This window comes from Rubrobacter sp. M3-4 (assembly GCF_059772285.1).
The window spans coordinates 229878-250115 of record NZ_JCBAJP010000001.1; the positions used below are offsets into that span (position 1 = coordinate 229878).

Consider the following 20238-nt stretch of genomic DNA (forward strand, 5'->3'; position numbering starts at 1 on the left):
AAATTTTGTTTCGAAGCCCGAGCATACAGACACGTATCGGGGTCGTCAACGCCGGCGTACGAGGACGACGCGCAGGTCGTTGACGTTGGTGCCGGTGGGGCCGGTGATGAGGAGGGCGTCCGCGGCTTCGAGCGCCGGGTGGGCGTCGTTGCGGGCGAGGGCGTCGCGCGGGTCGAGGCCGGCGGCGCGGATTCTGGCTGCGGTTTCGCCGTCCACCAGGCCTCCGGCTGCATCGGTGGGACCGTCGGCTCCGTCGGTATCGACGCTCAGGGCGGCCCAGCCGTCCACGCCTTCGAGGGCGAGGGCGAGGGCGAGGGCGAACTCCTGGTTCGGGCCGCCGGTTCCTTCACCGGAGACGGTGACGGTGGTCTCGCCGCCCGAGACGAGCGCGAGGGGTGGCGGGGCGGGGTTTCCGCTCGCGAGCGCCTCCCGGACGATCGCCGCGTGCAGGAGGGCGGCGGCGCGGGATTCGCCGGTCACGTAGGTGGAGAGGAGGAGCGGGGTGTAGCCGAGGGCGCGGGCTTCCTGCGAGGCGGCCCGCGCCGTGGCGAGACCTCCGCCGATGACGAGGTTCGTGACGCGCTCGAAGACGGGGTCGCCGGGCTTGGGGGTCTCGGGGCCGTCCTGCAGGCGCCGGGCGATGCTTGCGGGCGGGTCTATCCCGTAGCGACGGAGGACGTCCCGGGCGTCCTGCAGGGTCGTGGGGTCTGGGACGGTGGGGCCGCTCGCGATGGAGGAGGGGTCGTCGCCGACCACGTCGGAGAGCAGCAGGGCGACGGTGCGGGCGGGGGCGGCGAGCCGGGCGAGGCCGCCGCCTTTGAGGGTGGAGACGTGCTTTCGCACGGCGTTGATCTCGTCTATCGAGGCGCCGCTGCGCAGGAGGGCGGAGGTGAGCTGCTTGAGCTCCCCGAGCTCTATCCCCTCCGCGGGGTCGGCGAGGAGCGCCGAGGCCCCGCCGGAGACGAGGGCGAGGAGGAGGTCCCCCTCGCCGAGGGGGGCGGCGAGCTCAGCGACGCGGCGGGCGGCCTCGAGGCCGCGTTCGTCAGGCTCCGGGTGGGAGGCGTAGAGGGTCTCAAGCCCCTCCGGTCCCGGCTCGTGGCCGTCTTTGGTGACGACGAGCCCGCCGGCGATCTTTCCGCCGAGGATTCCCGCGGCGGCGCGGGCCATCGGACCCGCGGCCTTCCCGGCGGCGACGACGAAGATCCGCCCGGGGCTGAGTCGCTCTCCTGAGACGAGCACCTCGTTCCCCTCCAGTCCGAGGTGGCGGCGCACGGCGTCCTCGGGGTCGGCGGCGGCGAGGCCGGCGTCCAGGATCTCCCTGAGGTCCTCCTCCACTAGCTCCCTTCCGCTGCTGCCTCGAGCGCCGGGAGCCGGTCCTCCACCGGCTCGTACTCGTTGATCCTGTCTATCGAGAGGCCCATCGCAGCGTTGGTCTCGCGCTCGCACATGATCTCCACGAGCGCCGGGACGCGCCGCTCCTCGCTCGCGCGCACCGCCCACTCCAGGGCCCCCCTTATCTCCTCGGGGCGCCGGACCCGGCGTCCCAAAGCCCCCATCGCCTCCATCATGCCGACGCCGTCGATACCGTACTCGCTCTCGGGACCCTCGTAGCCGAGGTCGACCGCGAAGTTCATGCCGTAGCCGAGCTCCGACTGACGGATGAGGCCCATGTAGGCGTTGTTGATCATCACCAGCACGTAGGGTACACGGTACTGCACCGCGACCGCCACCTCCTCCACGAGGAACTGGAAGGAGTAGTCGCCCACCACGCCGACGACGAGGTTGTCGGGGCGGCCGAGCTTGGCCCCGAGGCACGCCGGAACCTCCCACCCCAGAGGTCCCGCCTGACCGCAGCACAGGTAGTGGCGGGGCTTGTAGGTCTTCTGGAACTGACCGGACCAGATCTGGTAGAGCCCGATCGCGGTGACGAAGATGGTGTCCTCGTCGAAGAACTCGTTGAGCTCCCGGTAGACCCGCTGGGGCTTTACGGGGACGTCGTCGAAGTCGGTTTTGCGCAGCAGGGTGGAGCGCAGCTCCCCCACCCGCTCGACCCACGCCCCGGGTTCGCGCGGCGGGGTGGTGGCCCAGGCCGTCTCGAGCATCGCGCGCAGGGCGAGCTTCGCGTCGGAGACGATGCCGAGGTCGGGCGGGAAGACCCGTCCGATCTGGCGGGGGTCTATGTCTATGTGCACGAACCTGCGGTCTCCCCGGTAGACGTCGAGGTCGCCGGTGTGCCGCTCGGCCCAGCGGTTTCCGATCCCGACGACCAGGTCGCTCTCCAGGAAGAGGGCGTTGGCGTAGCGCTGGCTGGTCTGGATGCCGACGATCCCCATGTAGAGGGGGTGGTCCTCCGGGATCGCACCCTTCCCCATGTACGTGGGGCTCACGGGAATTTGCAGGTACTCGGCGAGCTCGACGAGTTCTTCGGAGGCGTCGGCGAGGATGATCCCGCCCCCGGGCATCAGCACGGGCCGCTCGGCGGCGAGGATCATCTCGATGACCTCGCGGATGGCCTCCGGGCTCGGCTCGGGGCGCTCGAAACCGAGCGGGCCGTCGCGCCGGGGGTCGAAGTCCACCTCGAGGGAGGACTTCTGCACGTCGAGCGGCAGGTCTATGAGGACGGGACCGGGCCGGCCCTCGCGCGCTACCCGGAACGCCTCCCGGAAGGTCCAGACGAGCTGCGCGGGCTCTTTGACCTGCACCGCCCACTTGGTCACCGGACGCGCGATCTCGACGATGTCCACCGCCTGGAAGGCCTCCTTGTGCAGGACGCCGGTGGGGGCCTGGCCGGTTATGCAGATCATGGGTATAGAGTCGGCCATCGCGGTGTAGAGACCCGTGATCATGTTCGTCCCCGCCGGCCCCGAGGTCCCGATGTTGACCCCGACCTTCCCGGTCACCCGGGCGTACCCGTCGGCGGCGTGCGTCCCGCCCTCCTCGTGCCGCACGGAGTAGTGCCTTATCCGCCTGGACTTGCTGAGCGCCTTGTACAGCGGCAGGATCGCCGCCCCCGGCACCCCGAACGCGACCTCGACCCCCTCGTCCTCGAGAACCTTCACCACCGCGTCCATCACGCCCATCCGGGCCATCTTCTCTCCTCCTATTCAGTCGTCCCGTCGCCGGAGAGGTCCTCTATCACCCGCAAGAGCGCCGAGTGGTCCTCCCCGCCCCAGCCCTTCTTCTTCATCGAGAGGAGCATCTGGTCCACTATCGCCGTGACCGGGAGCGCCACCCCGTACTCCCTGCCGGCGGCGAGCGCTATACCGAGATCCTTGTGGTGCAGCTCCGCCCGGAAGCCCGGCTCGAAGACGTGAGATAGGAACTTCTCCCTCTTGACCTCCATCACCCTGTTGCCAGCAAGACCTCCTGAGAGAACATCCAGGATCTTCTCCGCAGAGACCCCTCCCCTCTCCCCCAAAACCAGCGCCTCAGAGACCGCCTCTATGCTCAGCGCGACCACGATCTGGTTCGCAGCCTTCACGACCTGCCCGGCCCCCGAGGGACCAACATGGGTTATGGTCCTGCCCATCGCCTCGAAGAGGGGCCTTGCGCGCTCGAAGTCCTCCTCCTCTCCTCCGACCATGATCGAGAGGGTCCCCTCCCTGGCGCCCACATCCCCTCCCGAGACCGGGGCGTCGAGCATCGAGGCGCCCTTCTTCTCTACCTCCGAGGCGAGCTCCCTGGTCACAACCGGGGAGATGGTGGACATGTCGATGAGGAGAGAGCCCTCCCGGATGCCCTCGAGCACCCCCTCCTCTCCCTCGACGACCTGCCTGACGTCCGGGGAGTCGGGGAGCATGGTGATGACGACGTCGCTGTTGTTTGCGACCTCTCTGGGGCTCTCTGCGAGCTGTGCACCGGTGTTTTTGGCGAACTCTTCGGCCTTCTTCTTGGTGCGGTTGTGAACGGTGAGGTCGTAGCCGGCCTGCACCAGGTTTTCGGCCATGGGCCAACCCATGATCCCGAGCCCTATGAAGCCTATCCTCTCCGGCATCTCTACCTCCTTTTCTCTAGAGCCTGAGGTCCTCCGCCCGCACGTCGCCGCCGCGCAGCTCCTTCGGAAGCCAGGCGAAGCTCTCCTCCGTACGTTCGGTGGTCGGGTTGTACTCCAGCCCCACGTACCCACCGTAGCCGAGCCGCTCCAGCTCGCCGAGCACGTAGCGGTAGTTGATCTCCCCGGTCCCCGGCTCGCCCCTCCCGGGGGAGTCGGCGACCTGCACGTGCCCGATCACGCCGATGTGCTCGCGCACCGTGGCGGTGAGGTTCCCCTCCATCCGCTGCATGTGGTAGTAGTCGTACTGCAGCCTGACGTTCTCCCGGCCCACCCCCCGGACGAACTCTGCCGCCTCCCCGGTCCTGCTGAGCAGGTACGGCCCGTTCTCGAAGGTGTTGACCGCCTCGATCATTATCTCGACACCTCGCTCGGCCGCCCGGTCCGCTGCCCACGCCACGTTCTCGCGCGCCAGCCGGAGCTGCTCCCCCCGATCCATCCCCTCCAGCCGGTGACCGACCAGCGCGTTCAGCCTCCGGCACCCGAGCCTCCCCGCGAGCTCCAGCGCCACCGGCACGTTCTCCCGGAACTCCCCCACCCGATCCGGGTCGCTCAAGAGCCCCCTCTCCCCGGCCGGCATGTCCCCGGCGTCGAAGTTGAAGAGCGCCACCGTAAGCCCCGCATCCTCGACCGCCGCCTCAACCTCCCCGAGATCCTCGCCGGAAGGCCACCAGAACTCCACCGCCGAAAACCCCGCCGCCCTCGCCGCGGCGAACCGCTCCAGAAACGGTGCCTCCCTGAACAGGATAGAGACGTTCGCGCAGAACCTCACCACTCCTCCTCACATAGCAGAAGACTAATTTCGTTTTGCAGAATTCAGTATAAAGAGGAGCAGGAACCTGTGTCAAGTATCGCAGGCAGGATTTTTTATTCCTTCAGACGAAATATATGTCGAGATCCGGGCACGCGAAGCTGTTCGTGCCCGGATGAAGCCGGGGAGGAGGGATTAATTATCCGAGCTTATGCTCGCGGAGAAGGCGGCGCAGATCCTCTTTATGTGCGGGACGAGTTCCTGGACTCTCTCGGAGCTCAGCCTTCCGGCGGGTCCGGAGACGCTCATAGCGGCGAGGATCCTGTCGTCGGGTCCGAAGACCGGGGCGGCGAGGCAGCGGACACCCTCCTCCATCTCCTCGGAGTCGACGGCGTAACCCTGTTCGCGGATCTTCTCCAGCTCCGCCCGCAGACGCTCCGGATCGGTCACGGTGTGTGCGGTGAAGCGGGGCAGGCCGCTCTGGCGGAGGATGGCTTCGACCGCCTCCTCGGGCTGGTAGGCGAGCAGCACCTTTCCGGTGCCCGTGGCGTGCGGCGGGACGCGGTTTCCGGGTTCGGTGAACATCCGGACCATGCGCCGGGCCGGTACCTGGTCTATGTAGACGACCGAGTTTCTGTCCAGCACCGCCAGGTTGGAGGTCTCCTGGCTCACCTCCATAAGCTCCCGCAGAAAAGGCCGCGCCAGCGTCCCCAGGTGCTCCCGCGCCGCCGAAGCCAGAACCAGCGCCTTCGGCCCCAGCGTGTACTTGCGGCTCTCCCCCACCTGCCGGGCATACCCCCGGCGGGTCAGCGTCGCCAGCAGCCGGTGCGCCGTACCGTTCGGCAGCCCCACCGCTGGTCCGATCTCCGTGACCCCCAGCTCCCCTTCCGCCCTGCCCAGAAGCTCCAGGATGTCGAGCGCCCGGGCCAGCGACTGCACCTCCCCGCTGCGCGAAGACCTGACCGCCAAGATCTCACCCACCTTCCAGAAACACACTTTCGTATCACGAAATATAGCACATTCCCCCTGCGCTCTCTCAGAGCTCCAGGTGTGGTTCGAGGAGGCCGGGGAGAGGTTCTCTGGTCTTCCTGTTGGCGGCGAGGGCCGCCATGAGCAGGATGCGGGCCTTCTGGCCGCTGAGGTTTCCGCCGAAGAGGGCTCCGGCGCGCGCCAGGTCGTGGCCCGCGCCGTAGACCGGGGCGACACCGCCGAGCGGGATGCGGGAGACGACGAGGACGGGCACGCCGGAGGCGGTGCAGCGCTCCACCTCGCGCACGACGTCGGGGTTGGCGTTGCCGAGGCCGAGGGCCTCCAGCACGATGCCTGCGGCCCCGGACTCGCGGGCGGCGCGCAGGAAGGCGCCGTCCGTACCGGCGGCGAGCTTCACGAGGGCCACGTTGGGCTCTATGTCGTCGAGGGAGGCGAGGTTGGCGGGGCGGGGGCGGGAGCGGAAGATGCGCACCGTCCCGTCGAAGATCTCGCCGAGCTTGCCGCGGTCGAGCGAGGAGAACGCCTCGAGGGCGGTGGTGTGGACCTTGGTGGCGTCGCGGGCGGCGTCGATGCGGCCGGCCATCGCGATCACGGCCCCGAGGTTGCGGGCGGCGGGGCTTGTGGCGACGCGGGCGGCGTCGAGCAGGTTGCGGGGGCCGTCGAAGTCCCTCTCCGAGGCGTTGCGCTGGGCCCCGGTGAAGACCACCGGCTTCTCTCCGGCGTAGAGCAGGTCGACCAGGTAGGCGCTCTCCTCCATCGTGTCCGTCCCGTGGGCGACGACGAAGCCGGCGAGGTTCTCGTCGCGGTCGAGGGCGCGCACCCGGCGCGCGATCTCGAGCATGTTCTGGGGGGTTATCAGGCTGCTGTCGATGTTGAAGAGCTCGACGAGGCGGACGCGCGCGATCTCCGCGAGCTCCGGGACCGAGGCGAGGAGCTCTTCGCCCGAGTCCGCGACCACGACCTCGCCCGAGGGGAGGGGACGGGCGGCGATCGTGCCTCCGGTGGTGATGAGCGCTATCTCCGGGAGGCTCACGGGACGATGTGGGTTCCGGTCTCGCCGGCGAGGGCGCGGGGGATGTTCTCGGGGCTGGTGACGATCGCCTCCCTGCCGCCGCGCTCCAGGAAGCTTATGGCGGCGGAGATCTTCGGCTCCATGCTCCCCTTCGCGAAGTGGCCCTCCTCGCGGTAGCGCCTCGCCTCCTCCAGCGTGATCCTGGAGAGCGGCCGCTCGTCGGGCTTGCCGAAGTTCAGCGCCACCCGCTCGACGGCCGTCGAGATCAGGAACAGATCGGCGCCGATCGTGTTGGCCAGAAGCGCCGAGGAGTGGTCCTTGTCTATGACGGCGGCCACGCCGTGCAGCAGCCCCCGCTCGTCCTCGACGACCGGGATACCGCCGCCGCCGGCCCCCACGACCACGACGCCCGCTTTAAGGAGCGCCTCTATGACCGGGGCCTCGACGATCCTGACCGGGGCGGGGGAGGGGACGACCCTCCTCCAGCCGCGGCCAGCGTCCTCGACGACCGTCCAGCCCTCCTTCTCGGCCCGCTCTTTAGCGGTCTTCTCGTCCATGAACGAGCCCACCGGCTTGGTAGGGTTCTCGAAGGCCGGATCGTCGCGATCGACGACCGTCTGAGTGACGATCGCCGCGACCTGCTTGTCGATGCCCCGCAGGGCGAACTCGTTGTGGAGGGCCTTCTTGAACATGTAGCCGGTCGCGCCCTGGGTATCCGCGCCGCAGTAGTCGAGCGGGATCTCGTGCAGCTCGTGGCGCGAGAGCTCCGAGCGGCGCAAGAGGTAGCCCACCTGGGGGCCGTTGCCGTGGGTGATCACGACCTCCCACCCGCCCGAGATCATCTCGGCGATGTGGCGCATGGTCTCGGCGGCGGCCTCCTCCTGGTAGGGCATCGCCCGGTGGCTCTCGTCTTTTATGAGCGAGTTGCCCCCTACGGCGACGACCGCGACCTTCTCCATCTCCTACGCTCCCACGATCGCGGCGACGAGGGCCATCCGGATCGCGACGCTGTAGGCCACGGCCTCGAAGTACTGCTGGTGCGGGGTGTCGTCGATGCGCAGGTCCATCTCACCCGGACGGCGCGGGAGGGTGTGGGTGACCCTTATGATGCGCCCCTCGCTCTCCCGGACCTTCTCCAGCGTCTCGAGCCGGACGTAGTACTCGTCCATCATCTTCTTGAACTCCTCGGCGGCCTCGCCCTTGGGGGCGCTGCAGCCCGGCAGGTAGACGAGGTCCATCTCCGAGACGAGATCGTTGAAGCCGTCCTGGTCGAGGTCGAAGACCTCCCGCACCTTCGCCCCCTCGACTTTGCGCAGCCCCTCGATGACCTCCTCCGGTGCCCGGTAGTCTCTGCGGGAGGCGAGCGTCACCTCGGCGCCGAGCCGGGCGAGCCCGTAGGCCATCGAGTGGCCGGTGCGGGCGTGGACCATGTCCGGGGTGGCGACGACGACCTTCGCCCCCTCGACGCTGCCGTGGGTGCGCCAGAGGGTGTAGAGGTCCAGGAGCGCCTGGGTGGGGTGCTCCCAGTCGCCCCAGCCGCCGTTTATGACCGGGGCTTCGGCGTAGGAGGCCCCCTCGCGGGCGGCGACGTCGTCCGGGTGCCTGAGCACGATCACGTTGGCGTACTTGGAGATCGTGCGCATCGTGTCCGCGAGCGACTCCTCCTTGGCCGCCGAGGAGGAGACGAGCGGGTTCGCCTCGGTCACCACCGCCCCGCCGAGCCGGTGCATCGCGGTCTCGAAGCTCATCCGGGTGCGGGTGCTCGGCTGGAAGAAGAGCGTGACCATCACGCTGCCCCGGAGGAGGTCCACCGAGGATCGGTGGAAGGGCTCGAGCGCCCGGGCGAGCTCGAAGAGCGCGTAGATCTGGTCGTTAGTCAGGTCGTTTATGGAGTGGAGGCTTCTGCCCTCGAAGTCCACCGCTCGCACGAGCGAGCGGATAGAGGGCAATTTCGCCGCGTCCCTCAACGCCTCTTTCTGCATGCCAGCTCCTTTCCTCTCAGGCTTTCTCGAAGACGATGTCCTGCGCGCCCTCCCAGAGGACCTTCTCTCCCATCGGGCGCAGGTTCTCGTGACCCTCGGTCACGGTGAGCAGGTGGTTCCCGGCGATCACGCCGAGCTTGCTCTTGAAGACCGTCCCGTAGTAGGGGAAGAGGATCTCGGTCTCCGAGTAGCCGCCGGGGTAGAAGAGGATCTCCCCGGCCTGCGGGACGCTGGTGGCGTCCTCGAAGCCCACCCCGAGGTCGTAGTCCCCGAGGGGGATCCAGCAGGCCTCCCCGCTCCACCTCACGTGGATGATCTTCTGCCGGTAGGGCAAAAGCTTCTCGAAGGCCTCGCAGGTCCTGGGGCACCGCTCGCTCTCCCAGCGGGCGAGGAACTCGTAGGGCCCGACCGTGATCCTGACGTCGCTCATCGCTCTCCTTTCTCTCTCTGTGGTCTCACGAACCTCCCCGCGGGCTCCGGGGCGACCTTCCCCTCCGCGAAGACGGTCCTCCCGCGCACGAGGGTCCTCACCACCCGCCCCCGGAAGCGCATCCCGACGTACGGGCTGATCGGGTGCCGGTACTGGAGGTCTTCCTCCCGCAGGGTGAAATCCTCCCCGGGGTCCACGAGCACGAGGTCGGCGTCGTTCCCCTCCCCGATCCCGCCCTTCCCCGCGAAACCGAAGCGCCGGGCCACCGCCCCGGAGAGCAGCTCCGCGACCCTCTCGAGGGGGAGCCCCCGCCGGTGATGCCCCTCGGTGAGAATCGCCGCGAGCAGCGACTGGCAGCCGGAGATCCCACCCCACACCCGGAACATGTCCTCCCCGGCCTTCATGTCGGGTGGGCAGGGCGAGTGGTCGGAGGTGACGAACGAGACGTCGCCCGAGAGCACCGCCTCCCAGAGGGACTCCAGCTCCTCGCGCGGGCGCAGCGGCGGGGCGCACTTGGCGGCGGCCCCGATCCTCCCGGCGTCCTCGTCGGTGAGGAGGAGGTAGTGCGGGCAGGTCTCGCAGGTGACATCGACCCCGCGCGAGCGGGCCTCGGCCACGAGCGCGACCCCGCGCCCGGTGCTCACGTGGACGACGTGCAGCGAGCAGCCAACCTCGGAGGCGAAGAGGATGGCGCGGCTTATGGCCTCGAGCTCGGCTATTACGGGCCGGGAGTCCAGATAGTCGCGCATCGTGGTGCGCAAAGTCGAGGCGGCCCGGTGTGAGAGGGCGTCGGTGATCCGGCGGTTCTCCGCGTGGACGAGGACGGGAAGTCCGAGACGCGCGGCCTCGCGCATCCCCTCGTAGAGGGTGAGATCGTCTGCGGCCTCGAAGTCCGGGGTGCCGGTCGCGGACATGAACGCCTTGAACCCGGCGACCCCGCGTTCGGCGAGCTCCTCCATCCGGTCCACCTTGCCCGGCACGATCCCGCCCCACAGCGCGAAGTCCACGAAGGCCGCCCTCTTCGCCGCGGCGAGCTTGAGGTCGAAGCCCTCCGCGTCGGTCGTGGGCGGGTAGGCGTTGAGCGGCATCTCCACGCCGAGGGTCGTCCCCCCGGCGGCGAGCGCGCGGGTCCCGCTCGCGAACCCCTCCCAGCCGGTGCGCCCGGGCTCGTTGAAGTGGACGTGGGCGTCGATCGCGCCGGGGAGGACGTGGAGCCCCCGGGCGTCAACCTCCTCGCGGGCCCCGCCCTCCAGCTCCGGGCCCACGGCGGAGACGACGCCGTCGGCAACACCGACGTCCGCCACCCTGCAGCCGTCCCCACGCACCACCGTCCCGCCGCGCACGATGAGGTCGAAGGCCGCCAAGGCTAGCTCCCCCGGTAGGTGGTGTACGAGTAGGGGGAGACGAGGAGGGGGACGTGGTAGTGCTCCTCCGGCTCCTCGACCGAGAAGCGCACCGGGACCTCGTCCAGGAAGCCCGCCCCGCCGAAGTACTCCCCGACGTGGAAGACGATCTCGTAGGTGCCGCGCCCGAAGCGCTCCGGCTCGAGGAGCGGCTCGTCGGTGCGCCCGTCGGCGTTGGTCGTGAGGGTCTTCACGTGCTCCCGCGCTCCGCCCGCGAGGCGGAAGAGCTCCACCCTGAGGCCCCGCGCCGGGCGGCCGCGGGCGGTATCCAGCACGTGGGTGGTCAGATAACCGCTCAAGAGGACCTCTCCACGGCACCCTCGATCAGGCCGTAGGGCTCGGCGTCGGCGTGGAAGACGACGCCCTCGTTCTCGATCCCGAAACGCTCGAGATCGTAGAGGATGTGGTGGCGGTTGGGGAGCGAGAAGTGGATGCGCTCTATCTCCGGGAAACGCTCCAGCACCGCCTCGCCCATGCGGTAGAGGGTGTTCTGGACCGAGGGGCTGTAGTGGTCGGTGAGCGTCGCGAGGATCTGCTCTCTGACCCCGCGCCAGACGCCGGAGAAGTCCGCCTCGGTGGTGTTGTACTCCCAGTTCGCGGTGACGACGGTCGAGAGGATCCTGTCGTTCGTCTCCGGCAGCGTCGTGAAACGCTCGTGCAGGTATCCCTCCCAGCCGGAGTTGGTGGTCTTTAGCACGAGCAGGTCGTCGATCCCGGCCTCGACGTGCATCCGTCCGTCCTCGTCACCCTCGACCCGCGCCGTGCGCACCCCGGCGGCGCGGACGAAGGAGTGTTCGTGCGGCCTGCCATCGACCTCGATGCGCTCCCAGGGATGCTCGGTGAACTCTATCCGGGCGCGGCGCACGAGCGGCCCGGCTTCTATGAAGTGCTCGACGAGCCTCATCCCGAAGCGCTCTATCTCGTCCTTCTCCAGGTGATCCTTCGCCAGCGCGTAGACGGTATTGCGCATGGTGTCGGTGGCGAGCGCCCCGGTGTTGTCCCCGTCTCGGTAGATGCCCTCGAAATCGCCGAAGAGCATCACGTCGACGTGCACCTCGGTGAGGTCGTGCCTCTCTCCGTCCCGGAAGACCTTGACGAGCCGGATGTCCGACTTGCCGTAGTTGCAGGTGCCGAGCGCGACCTTACCGCCTTTCTTAGCCTGCGTCACTCTCCATCATCTCCTTCCAGCATGTCCCTGAGCCGCAGCGAGGAGATCTTGGCGATCTCCCCGAGCGCGTTCTCCATCTCCTCCTCTCTCTCGCCCGCGAGCCGCCGGCGGGCATCTTCGAGGATCGAGTCCTTGGTGTGCTCCCTGACGCACACTACATAGGGGAAGCCGAACCTCTCCCGGTAGGCCCGGTTGAGCCGGAGGAACTCCTTGCGCTCTCCCTCCTCCAGCCCGTCGAGCCCGGCCGAGCGCTGCTCGCGCTCCGACTCGGGGGTGAGATCGCCCTCGGGGACGGCGAGCTCGGGGTGCGCCCGGATCAGGGCGAGCTTCTCCTCCCGCGAAGCCTCCTGCACCGCCCGGCGCAACGCCGCCTCGAGCTCCGCCACGCTCCCGAACGGCCGCTCCTCCCACGCCCGCCAGGCCACCCAGGGCGAGTGCTCGAAGAGGGATCCGAACCTCTCCACGAACTCCTCGCGTGAGAGCGCGTTCACCTCCCGGAGCGTCGTCCCCCCAGACACTAGACTCCTTCTCCCATCTCTTCCCCTTCTTGAATTCCGTAATACGGGCAAAATATTTTGCTCATCGGACTATATAACCAGACCAGAGAGGCTGTCAAGGGTGGGGTGGTCACCGGCGGGCGTTGTAGATCACGCCGCCGTTCTCTGCGTACTCTTCAAGGACCGAGGCGGCCTCCGCGCGGCAGACGTCGCGGGCGATGGAGATCCCGCGGCGGGAGAGTTCTTCGGGCCAGTCGGGGACCTTGGGGCCTTCGTCGAAGCCTATGGCGCGGGCGTCTTGTTCGCGGGCGCCGCAGACGAGGCTCTTGACGCCGGACCAGATCACGCCGCCGAAGCACATGGCGCACGGCTCGGTGCTGGTGACGAGCTCGAGGGAGCCGCCCTCGCCCAGGTCGAAGCTGCCGAGGATCCTCTGGGCGACCGAGAGGGCGACGATCTCCGCGTGGGCGCAGGAGAGGTTCGCGGTGTAGACCAGGTTGACACCGGGGGCTATGAGCCGGCCGGAATCCCGGTCGAAGACGGCCGCGCCGAACGGTCCGCCGGTCTTCTGGCGGACGTTCTCCCGGGCGAGGGCCACGACGAAGCGCATCCGGTCCTCGCGGGTCGGGCAGAGGAGGCCGCTCCCGGCGGCCTCCTCCATCCATTCCGGCAGCTCGATGGTGACCGCCGGCAGGCTCAACTTTCGCTCCCGACCGTCACGCCGCCGGATTCCTCCACGATGTCCTCCAGCCGGTAGCCGGCGATCTTGGCGATCTCGACCATCGCCGCCATCCTCTCCTGTGCCGGGGAGTTCGCCAGGCGCGCCCGGCCAGCCTCGAGCACCTCCTGCTTGCTTTCGCGCTCGCGCAGCGCGATCACCAGAGGGAAGCCGAACTTCTCCCGGTAGGCCCGGTTGAGACGCAGGAATTCATCGTACTCCTCCGGGCTGAGGGTGTCGAGGCCTGCCGCGGCGCGGTCGCGCAGCGACTCCGGTCCGAGCACCCCGCCGGAGGCGGCGCTGGTGAGCACCTCGTACTCCGATGGGGTGAGCCCCAGTTCCTCGGCGAGCGCCTCGTCGGAGAGGTCTATTACGCCGAGCGGCGGGTAGGAGCGGATGAGGGCGAGCTGGCGCTCGGGGTCGGCCTCGAGCAGGACGTCCTGGAAGGCGGTGCGCAGCTCGTAGACGCTCGCGAACGGCCGGCGGTCGTAGGCCTCCTCCGCGACCCAGCGCCCCCCCTCGAAGAGACGGCCGAAACGCCCGACGAATTCCTCCCGGCTCATCCGGTTGACCTCCTCGAGGGTGAGCCTCCCCTGCCGTGAGCCTGCGGCCTCGCGGCCTTCGCCTCCACCAATCACGTTGAAGACGAAGTTCAGGACGAAAGCGCAGATGCTCCCGAGCGTGATGCCGCTCCCGAGCACCACCTGGAACGAGGAGGGGAAGTGCTGGAAGAATTGGGGGAAGACCACCGGGGTCAGGGCGAAGCCGATGCTCACCGCGACGATGAGCACGTTGCTGGTGCGGCTGAAGTCGACCCGCTGCAGCGTCTGGATGCCTATCGCCGCCACGGTGCCGAAGAGCGCGAGAGCCGCCCCGCCGATGACCGGCGTGGGGATCGAGGCGACGATCGCGGCGAGCTTGGGGAAGAGCCCGAGCAGGATCATGATACCCCCCGCCGAGGCCACGACCCACCGGCTCTTGACCGCCGTCAGCCGGACCAGCCCGATGTTCTCCGCGAAGCAGGTGTAGGGGAAGGAGTTCAGGATGCCGCCGATGAGCGTCGAGAGCCCGTCGGCCCGCAGCGCGCGGGCGATGTCCCTGGGTCCGAGGCGCTTACCGACGATCTCGCCGGTCGCGAAGGTGTCGCCGGTCGTCTCGATCATGGTGATGAGCATGACGATCACCATCGAGATTATCGCGGCGATCTGGAAGTGCGGCAGCCCGTAGTGGAACGGGGTCGTCACCCCGAGCCAGGCGGACTTCGAGACCTGGCCGAAGTCCGCCACCCCGAGCGCCGCCGAGACCGCGGTGCCCACCGCCAGCCCGATCAGGACGGCTATCGTGCTCAGGAAGCGGTCCCGGAAGACCCGGTAGAGGACGAGGATGAGGACGAGCACGAAGAGGGCGAGCGTGATGTTCTGCAGGCTCCCGAAGCTCGGGGCGCTCGGGTCCCCGCCCCCGGCGTCCTGGATCGCCACCGGCACGAGCGTCACCCCGATCACGGTGATCACGGTGCCCGTCACCACCGGGGGGAAGAAGCGGATGATGCGGCTGAAGTACGGGGCGAGCAGGAAGGTGAAGATGCCGGCGACGATGATCGAACCGTAGATCACCAGCAACCCCTTCACCCCGCCGCCGTTGGCCTTGCCGATGGCGATCATCGGGGCGACGGCGGTGAAGGTCACCCCCTGCAGCAGCGGCAGCCGCACCCCGACCTCCCAGAACCCGACCGACTGGATGATCGAGGCTATCCCGCACGTGAAGAGGTCGGCGCTTATCAGGTAGACGAGGTGCTCCTTGCTCAGCCCTATCGCCCCGGCGAGAAGTATCGGGACGATGACCGCCCCGGCGTAGAACGCCAGCACGTGCTGAAAACCGTAGACCGCGAGCTTGCCCGCGGGCAGTACCTCGTCCACGGGATGGCGGACGCGGGTGCGCCCGGCCGTAGTCTCAGACATCTTTGTCTCCCTTTCCCTCTCTCACCCTTCTTCCGGGGTATCCTCAGGAGGACCCCCGCCCTCCCCCTGCTTCTCTACGATGGATCTCCTGCCGGTGTCGTGCGACGCCACTATCACCTCCTCCCGCACATTCCGCCATCAGGACCCGCTCTTCTCACCGACGATGTGCTCGGGGCGCACCGGCACGCGGGTGAGCTCCCGCCCGGTCGCGTCGCGCAGCGCGGCGACTATCGCCGCGGTCGAGGAGATCGTCGGCGGCTCGCCGACGCCTTTGAGGCCGTAGGGGGCCTCCGGGTCCGCGAGCTCGAGGATCTCCGAGCGTACCGGAGGCATGTCCAGGATCGTCGGGAGCAGGTAGTCGGTGAAGGAGGCGTTCTGGATCCTTCCTTCCTTCACCTGGATCTCCTCCAGGAGCGCGAGCCCCAGCCCCTGGGCCACCCCGCCCTCGATCTGGCCCTCGACCGCCTGCGGGTTTATGGCCTTACCCACGTCCTGGGCGGTCGCGATCTCGACGACCCGCACCAGCCCGAGCTCGGTGTCGACCTCCACGACCGCCCGGTGGGCGGCGAAGGCGAACTGCAGGTGGGCGTCCCCCTGCCCCCGCTCGTCCAGCGGCTCGGTCGGACGGTGGTGGTACTCGACGGTCTCCTCGATCTCCTCCCCTTCGAGGAGGTCTGCGACCGGGACGAGCGCCTCCCCGTCGCGCACGACCCAGCCGTCCTCGAGCGCGAGGCACTCCGGATCCTCCCCGAGCTCCGCCGCCGCCCGCTCGAAGAGGCGTTTTCTGACCGCCTCGCACGCCAGCTTCACCGCAGATCCCGTCACGTAGGTCTGCCGGGAGGCCGAAGAGGAGCCCGCCGAGCCCACGCTCGTGTCGGCGTTCATGACCTCCACCCGCTCCACCCCGAGCTCGGTGCGCGCGATCTGGGCCTCCACCGTCACGAGCCCCTGTCCGACCTCGGCCGCGGCGGTGTGCACCCGCGCCAGCGGCTCTCCGTCCTCCGCGGCGAGGGTGACGCGCGCCGTGGAGTAGTCGTCGAAGCCCGCCGAGAACCCGATGTTCTTGAACCCGACCGCGTACCCCACGCCCCGAACGACGCCCTCCCCGTGGGTGACGTTGGAGACCCCGCCGGGGAGCTCGCGTACATCCCGGCCTGCAAACTCCTTCTCCTCCGGCAGGGGCATCTCCTTCACCCGCCTGAGGATCTCCGCGACCGGCGCCGGGTAGGGGACCTCCTGCCCGAACGGGAAGCGGTCGCCGGGCTCGATGGCGTTCTTGATCCTGAGCTCGACCGGGTCCATGCCGAGCTTTTTGGCGAGCCTGTCCATCTGCGCCTCGTACGCGAAGCAGACCTGCACGGCCCCGAAGCCCCGCATAGCGCCGCACGGCGGGTTGTTGGTGTAGAGCATGTAGCTGTCGACCAGGGCGTTCGGCACCCGGTAGGGGCCGCAGGCGAAGGTGCCGGCGTTCAGGCACACCGCGTTCGAGCTCGATGCGTAGGCCCCGCCGTCGAGGACGATGCGGGCCTTCACGTAGAGGAGGGTGCCGTCCTTCTTCGCCCCGTGCTCGTAGCGCATCCGGCAGGGATGCCGGTGGACGTGTCCGTAGAAGGACTCCTCCCGGTTGTAGACCATCTTCACCGGGCGCCCGGTCTCGAGCGCGAGCAGACACGCGTGGATCTGCATCGAGAGGTCCTCCCGGCCCCCGAACGCCCCGCCGACCCCCGAGAGCGTCAGGCGCACCCGCTCCGGCGGGAGCCCGAGCGACTCGCAGATCTGCTTCTGGTCTATGTGCAGCCACTGGGTCGAGACGTAGAGGTCCACCCCTCCCTGTCCGTCGGGGACCGCGAGCCCGGACTCGGGCCCCAGGAACGCCTGGTCCTGCATCCCGACCTCGTACTCCCCCTCGACCACGACCTCGGCCTCGGAGGCGGCCTTCTCGACGTCGCCGTGGACGATGTGGACGTGCTTGAGCAGATTGCCCGAGGGATGAAGCTTCGGCGCGTCCTCCCGCAGCGCCTCCTCCGCGTCGGTGAGGGGCTCGAGGACCTCGTAGTCGACCTCTATCTTCTCCAGCGCCCTCCGGGCGGTCTCGGGGTGGTCGGCGGCGACGAGCGCGACCGGCTCCCCGACATACCGCACCCTCTCCCAGGCGAGGACCGGCTGGTCGGGAACCTCCATCCCGTAGACCTTCCTGCCGGGTACGTCCTCGTGGGTCAGAACGGCGTAGACGCCCGGCACCGCCTCGGCCGCGGAGGTATCCACCGAGCGGATGATGGCGGAGGGGTGCGGGCTCCTCAGCGTCGCCCCCCACAGCATCCCCTCCATCCACAGATCCGAGGAGTACTCGAACTCCCCCTTCACCTTCGGGACGCCGTCGGAGCGGGTGGTGCTCTGCCCGATCTTCCCGGGAACCTGAGGACGCGTCCGGACCGGAACTGCACTCTGAAGCGTCATCTCCCTCGAACCTCCTCGAACCTCGCGGCGAGCCTGCGGCCCGCCGCGGAGAGCTCATTCGCCACCTCTTCTTCATCGACGGTCGTGATCTCCCCGCCCTCGACCACCGCCCGCCCGCCGACGAAGAGCGTCTCGACGCGCGGGGTGCGTCCGAAGACGAGCGCGGCGACGGGATCCTCGACCCCGGCGTGCCACAGATCGTCGAGCCTCCAGAGCGCGACGTCGGCGAGCTTGCCGGGCTCGAGCGAGCCGATCTCGTCCTCCCTCCCCAGGCAACGCGCCCCGCCCAGCGTGGCGAGCTCGAGCGCCTGACGGGCCGTGAGCGCCCCGGGGCCTCCCTCGAGCCGCGCCAGAAGGAGCGCCTGCCGCATCTCGCCCGCGAGCTCCCCGGCCTCGTTGGAGGCAGCCCCGTCCACCCCGAGACCGACCGGCACCCCGGCCCCGAGCATCTCCGCGACCGGCGCTATCCCGGCCCCGAGCCTGCCGTTGGACGAGGGGCAGTGCGCGACGCCGGTCCCCGCCCGCCCGAAGCGCCGCACCTCCCCGCCATCGAGGTGGACGCAGTGGGCGAGCCAGACGTCGTCGGAGATCCAGCCGAGTTCCTCCAGATACTCCGCGGGCCGCACGCCGTAGCGCTCCCGGCAGTACTCTTCTTCGTCGACGGTCTCGGCGAGGTGGGTGTGCAGCCTGACCCCTTTCTCGCGCGCGAGCCTGGCGCTCTCGGCCATGAGCTCACGCGTGACGGAGAAGGGCGAGCAGGGGGCGAGCGCGACGCGCAGCATCGAACCCGGCGAGGGATCGTGGTAGCGGTCCACCGCCTCCTCGCTCGCCGCGAGGATCTCCTCCAGATCCTCCACCACCCCGTCCGGGGGCAGCCCGCCCCGCGACTCCCCGAGGTCCATCGATCCCCGCGTGGGATGGAAGCGCAATCCCACCTCCCTCGCCGCCTCCACCTCGGCGGCGAAGAGATCACCCGCCCCGCGCGGGAAGACGTAGTGGTGGTCGGTCGTGGTCGCGCACCCGGAGAGCGCGAGCGCCGTAAGCCCGGCCGAAGCGGCCGCGTGCTCCACCTCCTCGTCGATGCAGGCCCAGAGGGGATAGAGCCCTGAGAGCCACCCGAAGAGGTCCTCCTGCTGGACCATCCCACGCGTCGCCCACTGGTAGAGGTGGTGGTGGCAGTTGACGAGCGCTGGTGTGGCCAGACGACCCCGACCATCCACCACCCGCGCCCCCTCCCGCAATCTCCCGGGGACGGGCCCTTCGCCGACCGCGGCGATGCGTCCGTCCTCTATCACGAGGTGTCCGCGGGCGTGCTCGGCACCCTCAGCGCCCACCGCGGCGATGGCGCACCCCTCGATGACGAGCCTTCCGGCCATCACACCCGGACTCTCTCCGCGGCGCGGCGGACGGCGTCGAGGATCTTCTCGTAGCCGGTGCAGCGGCAGAGGTTGCCCGCCAGGGCCTCCCGGATCTCGGCGTCCGTGGGCTCGGGGTTGCGCGAGAGCAGGTCGTGGGTGGCCACGACGAACCCGGGCGTGCAGAACCCGCACTGTACCGCCCCGGCCTCGACGAAGGCTTCCTGCACGGGGTGCAGCCCTTCCCCCTCCGCGAGCCCCTCGACGGTGACGACCTCCCTGCCTTCGGCCTGACCAGCAGCCACCAGGCACGAGCACACCAGCACCCCGTCGAGGTAGACCGAGCACGAGCCGCACTCGCCCTGCTCGCAGGCGTTCTTGGAACCGTAGAGCCCGAGGCGCTCGCGCAGGACGTACAGAAGGCTCTCCCCCTCCCAGACGCCCTCGACCTCGCGCACCTCCCCGTTGACCTCCAGACGCAGCCTCACCTGGCCTCACCTCCCCGGTACTCCTGCCAGACCCACGCGAGCTCCCTGCGGGCCAGAACCCCGACCGCGTGCCGGCGGTACTCAGCCGTCGAGCGGACGTCGTCTATGGGCCGCGCCGCTTCTCGCACGAGCTCCGCGAACCGGCCGAGTGCCTCCTCCCCTATCTCGCCCCGGCTCTCCCAGAGTCCTTCCTCGTCGAGCACCCCCTCGATGAAGCCCTCGGCTTCGCGTGCCCGGATGGGGGTGGGGCCCGCAGAGCCGATGCACGCCCGCACCTTCCTGCGCTCCACGTCGAGCGAGACGGCGAGCGAGCAGACCGCGATGACCATCGCGTTCCTCGTCCCGATCTTGGAGAACTGCTCCGGCCCCCGGGCCACCGGGACCACGACCGCAGAGATCAGCTCGTCCCCCGCGAGCGCGTTGCGCTTGGGCCCCCTCACGAACTCCTCGACCGAAACCCGCCGCACCCCCCTCACCGAGCAGACTTCCACCTCCGCACCGGCCGCATACAGCGGCGGCAGAGAGTCGCCCGCCGGAGAAGACGTCCCCAGGTTCCCCCCGACGGTGCCCCGGTTGCGGATCTGGGGCGAGCCGACCGTCCTGGAAGCCATGGCCAGGGCGGGGAGCCTGCCCCCCACCTCCTCTATGATCCGGGCGTAGCTGACCCCCGCCCCGATCCTCACCATGCCATCCTCCTCACCCCACTCCGAAAGCTCCGGAATGCGCGTGAGATCCAGCAGCGCCCCGGGCCGGTCCCGGTCGAAGTTGAGCTCGACCATCACGTCCGTGCCACCGAAGATGGGCCTCGCTTCGGGGTGTTCAGCCCTGGCCTCCAGAGCCTCGTGCCAGGTAGCCGGTTGCAGAAACTCCAACCCTCTCCCCTTTCACGTCTCTCGCTACTTCAGGGAGATAAGGCTAGGTGATCGCCTGCGCGGCGCGCCTTTTCCTCTCTCCTCACTTTCCGCAAAGCGGATTGTA

The 20238-nt window shown here is 69.1% G+C and carries 19 protein-coding genes; all 19 read right to left on the bottom strand.

Features of this window, described 5'->3' with window-relative positions:
• Positions 1-45: 45 nt before the first annotated feature.
• Positions 46-1335: a glycerate kinase type-2 family protein gene (locus AC6EKW_RS01065; RefSeq protein ID WP_498513428.1), complete on the bottom strand. Its 1290-nt coding sequence runs from the start codon at positions 1333-1335 to the stop codon at positions 46-48.
• Complete coding sequence (gene gcl, locus AC6EKW_RS01070) at positions 1335-3089, bottom strand: glyoxylate carboligase (protein WP_498513429.1); 1755 nt, start codon at positions 3087-3089, stop codon at positions 1335-1337. The genes AC6EKW_RS01065 and gcl overlap by 1 nt, the downstream gene beginning before the upstream one ends.
• Positions 3090-3100: 11 nt before the next feature.
• On the bottom strand, positions 3101-3994 hold the full coding sequence (locus AC6EKW_RS01075; protein ID WP_498513430.1) for a 2-hydroxy-3-oxopropionate reductase: 894 nt from the start codon (positions 3992-3994) through the stop codon (positions 3101-3103).
• 16 nt (positions 3995-4010) lie between these two features.
• On the bottom strand, positions 4011-4823 hold the full coding sequence (locus AC6EKW_RS01080) for a hydroxypyruvate isomerase family protein (protein ID WP_498513431.1): 813 nt from the start codon (positions 4821-4823) through the stop codon (positions 4011-4013).
• A 174-nt stretch (positions 4824-4997) separates the two neighbouring features.
• Complete coding sequence (locus AC6EKW_RS01085; protein WP_498513432.1) at positions 4998-5771, bottom strand: IclR family transcriptional regulator; 774 nt, start codon at positions 5769-5771, stop codon at positions 4998-5000.
• Between the two features lie 67 nt (positions 5772-5838).
• The gene (locus tag AC6EKW_RS01090; RefSeq protein ID WP_498513433.1) at positions 5839-6825 is read right to left on the bottom strand and encodes an asparaginase; all 987 of its coding nucleotides are present in this window, start codon (positions 6823-6825) and stop codon (positions 5839-5841) included.
• Positions 6822-7763 (bottom strand): carbamate kinase, encoded by a 942-nt coding sequence (arcC, locus tag AC6EKW_RS01095; protein WP_498513434.1) that lies wholly within the window; start codon positions 7761-7763, stop codon positions 6822-6824. The genes AC6EKW_RS01090 and arcC overlap by 4 nt, the downstream gene beginning before the upstream one ends.
• A gap of 3 nt (positions 7764-7766) precedes the next feature.
• Positions 7767-8786 carry an aspartate/ornithine carbamoyltransferase family protein gene (locus AC6EKW_RS01100; protein ID WP_498513435.1) on the bottom strand — a complete coding sequence of 340 codons (1020 nt, stop codon included), beginning with the start codon at positions 8784-8786 and terminating at the stop codon, positions 7767-7769.
• 16 nt (positions 8787-8802) lie between these two features.
• Positions 8803-9216 carry a DUF3830 family protein gene (locus AC6EKW_RS01105; RefSeq protein WP_273887312.1) on the bottom strand — a complete coding sequence of 138 codons (414 nt, stop codon included), beginning with the start codon at positions 9214-9216 and terminating at the stop codon, positions 8803-8805.
• Positions 9213-10580: an allantoinase AllB gene (gene allB, locus AC6EKW_RS01110; RefSeq protein ID WP_498513436.1), complete on the bottom strand. Its 1368-nt coding sequence runs from the start codon at positions 10578-10580 to the stop codon at positions 9213-9215. The genes AC6EKW_RS01105 and allB overlap by 4 nt, the downstream gene beginning before the upstream one ends.
• Before the next feature lie 2 nt (positions 10581-10582).
• Positions 10583-10918 (bottom strand): hydroxyisourate hydrolase, encoded by a 336-nt coding sequence (gene uraH / locus AC6EKW_RS01115; RefSeq protein ID WP_273887310.1) that lies wholly within the window; start codon positions 10916-10918, stop codon positions 10583-10585.
• The gene (pucL, locus tag AC6EKW_RS01120) at positions 10915-11787 is read right to left on the bottom strand and encodes a factor-independent urate hydroxylase (protein WP_498513437.1); all 873 of its coding nucleotides are present in this window, start codon (positions 11785-11787) and stop codon (positions 10915-10917) included. The genes uraH and pucL overlap by 4 nt, the downstream gene beginning before the upstream one ends.
• Positions 11784-12305 carry a 2-oxo-4-hydroxy-4-carboxy-5-ureidoimidazoline decarboxylase gene (uraD, locus tag AC6EKW_RS01125; protein WP_498513438.1) on the bottom strand — a complete coding sequence of 174 codons (522 nt, stop codon included), beginning with the start codon at positions 12303-12305 and terminating at the stop codon, positions 11784-11786. The genes pucL and uraD overlap by 4 nt, the downstream gene beginning before the upstream one ends.
• A gap of 109 nt (positions 12306-12414) precedes the next feature.
• Entirely contained in the window at positions 12415-12984 is a 570-nt protein-coding gene (locus AC6EKW_RS01130) for a nucleoside deaminase (protein WP_498513439.1), read from the bottom strand.
• Positions 12981-14960 (bottom strand): solute carrier family 23 protein, encoded by a 1980-nt coding sequence (locus tag AC6EKW_RS01135; protein ID WP_273887305.1) that lies wholly within the window; start codon positions 14958-14960, stop codon positions 12981-12983. Before AC6EKW_RS01135 ends, AC6EKW_RS01130 begins: the two co-directional genes overlap by 4 nt.
• Positions 14961-15098: 138 nt before the next feature.
• A complete protein-coding gene (gene pucD / locus AC6EKW_RS01140) occupies positions 15099-17417 on the bottom strand; it encodes a xanthine dehydrogenase subunit D (RefSeq protein ID WP_273887304.1) in 2319 nt (772 codons plus the stop codon).
• Positions 17414-18793 carry an 8-oxoguanine deaminase gene (locus AC6EKW_RS01145; protein WP_498513580.1) on the bottom strand — a complete coding sequence of 460 codons (1380 nt, stop codon included), beginning with the start codon at positions 18791-18793 and terminating at the stop codon, positions 17414-17416. The genes pucD and AC6EKW_RS01145 overlap by 4 nt, the downstream gene beginning before the upstream one ends.
• Complete coding sequence (locus AC6EKW_RS01150) at positions 18793-19260, bottom strand: (2Fe-2S)-binding protein (protein ID WP_498513440.1); 468 nt, start codon at positions 19258-19260, stop codon at positions 18793-18795. Before AC6EKW_RS01150 ends, AC6EKW_RS01145 begins: the two co-directional genes overlap by 1 nt.
• On the bottom strand, positions 19257-20132 hold the full coding sequence (locus AC6EKW_RS01155; protein ID WP_498513441.1) for an FAD binding domain-containing protein: 876 nt from the start codon (positions 20130-20132) through the stop codon (positions 19257-19259). The genes AC6EKW_RS01150 and AC6EKW_RS01155 overlap by 4 nt, the downstream gene beginning before the upstream one ends.
• Positions 20133-20238 lie beyond the last annotated feature (106 nt).

Bases quoted from the DNA above. Each gene is read 5' to 3' on its own strand.
- AC6EKW_RS01145 (WP_498513580.1), bottom strand. From the start codon at position 18,793: ATGGCCGGAAGGCTCGTCATCGAGGGGTGCGCCATCGCCGCGGTGGGC.
- arcC (WP_498513434.1), bottom strand. From the start codon at position 7,763: ATGGAGAAGGTCGCGGTCGTCGCCGTAGGGGGCAACTCGCTCATAAAA.
- AC6EKW_RS01105 (WP_273887312.1), bottom strand. From the start codon at position 9,216: ATGAGCGACGTCAGGATCACGGTCGGGCCCTACGAGTTCCTCGCCCGC.
- AC6EKW_RS01075 (WP_498513430.1), bottom strand. From the start codon at position 3,994: ATGCCGGAGAGGATAGGCTTCATAGGGCTCGGGATCATGGGTTGGCCC.
- AC6EKW_RS01135 (WP_273887305.1), bottom strand. From the start codon at position 14,960: ATGTCTGAGACTACGGCCGGGCGCACCCGCGTCCGCCATCCCGTGGAC.
- AC6EKW_RS01100 (WP_498513435.1), bottom strand. From the start codon at position 8,786: ATGCAGAAAGAGGCGTTGAGGGACGCGGCGAAATTGCCCTCTATCCGC.
- pucD (WP_273887304.1), bottom strand. From the start codon at position 17,417: ATGACGCTTCAGAGTGCAGTTCCGGTCCGGACGCGTCCTCAGGTTCCC.
- gcl (WP_498513429.1), bottom strand. From the start codon at position 3,089: ATGGCCCGGATGGGCGTGATGGACGCGGTGGTGAAGGTTCTCGAGGAC.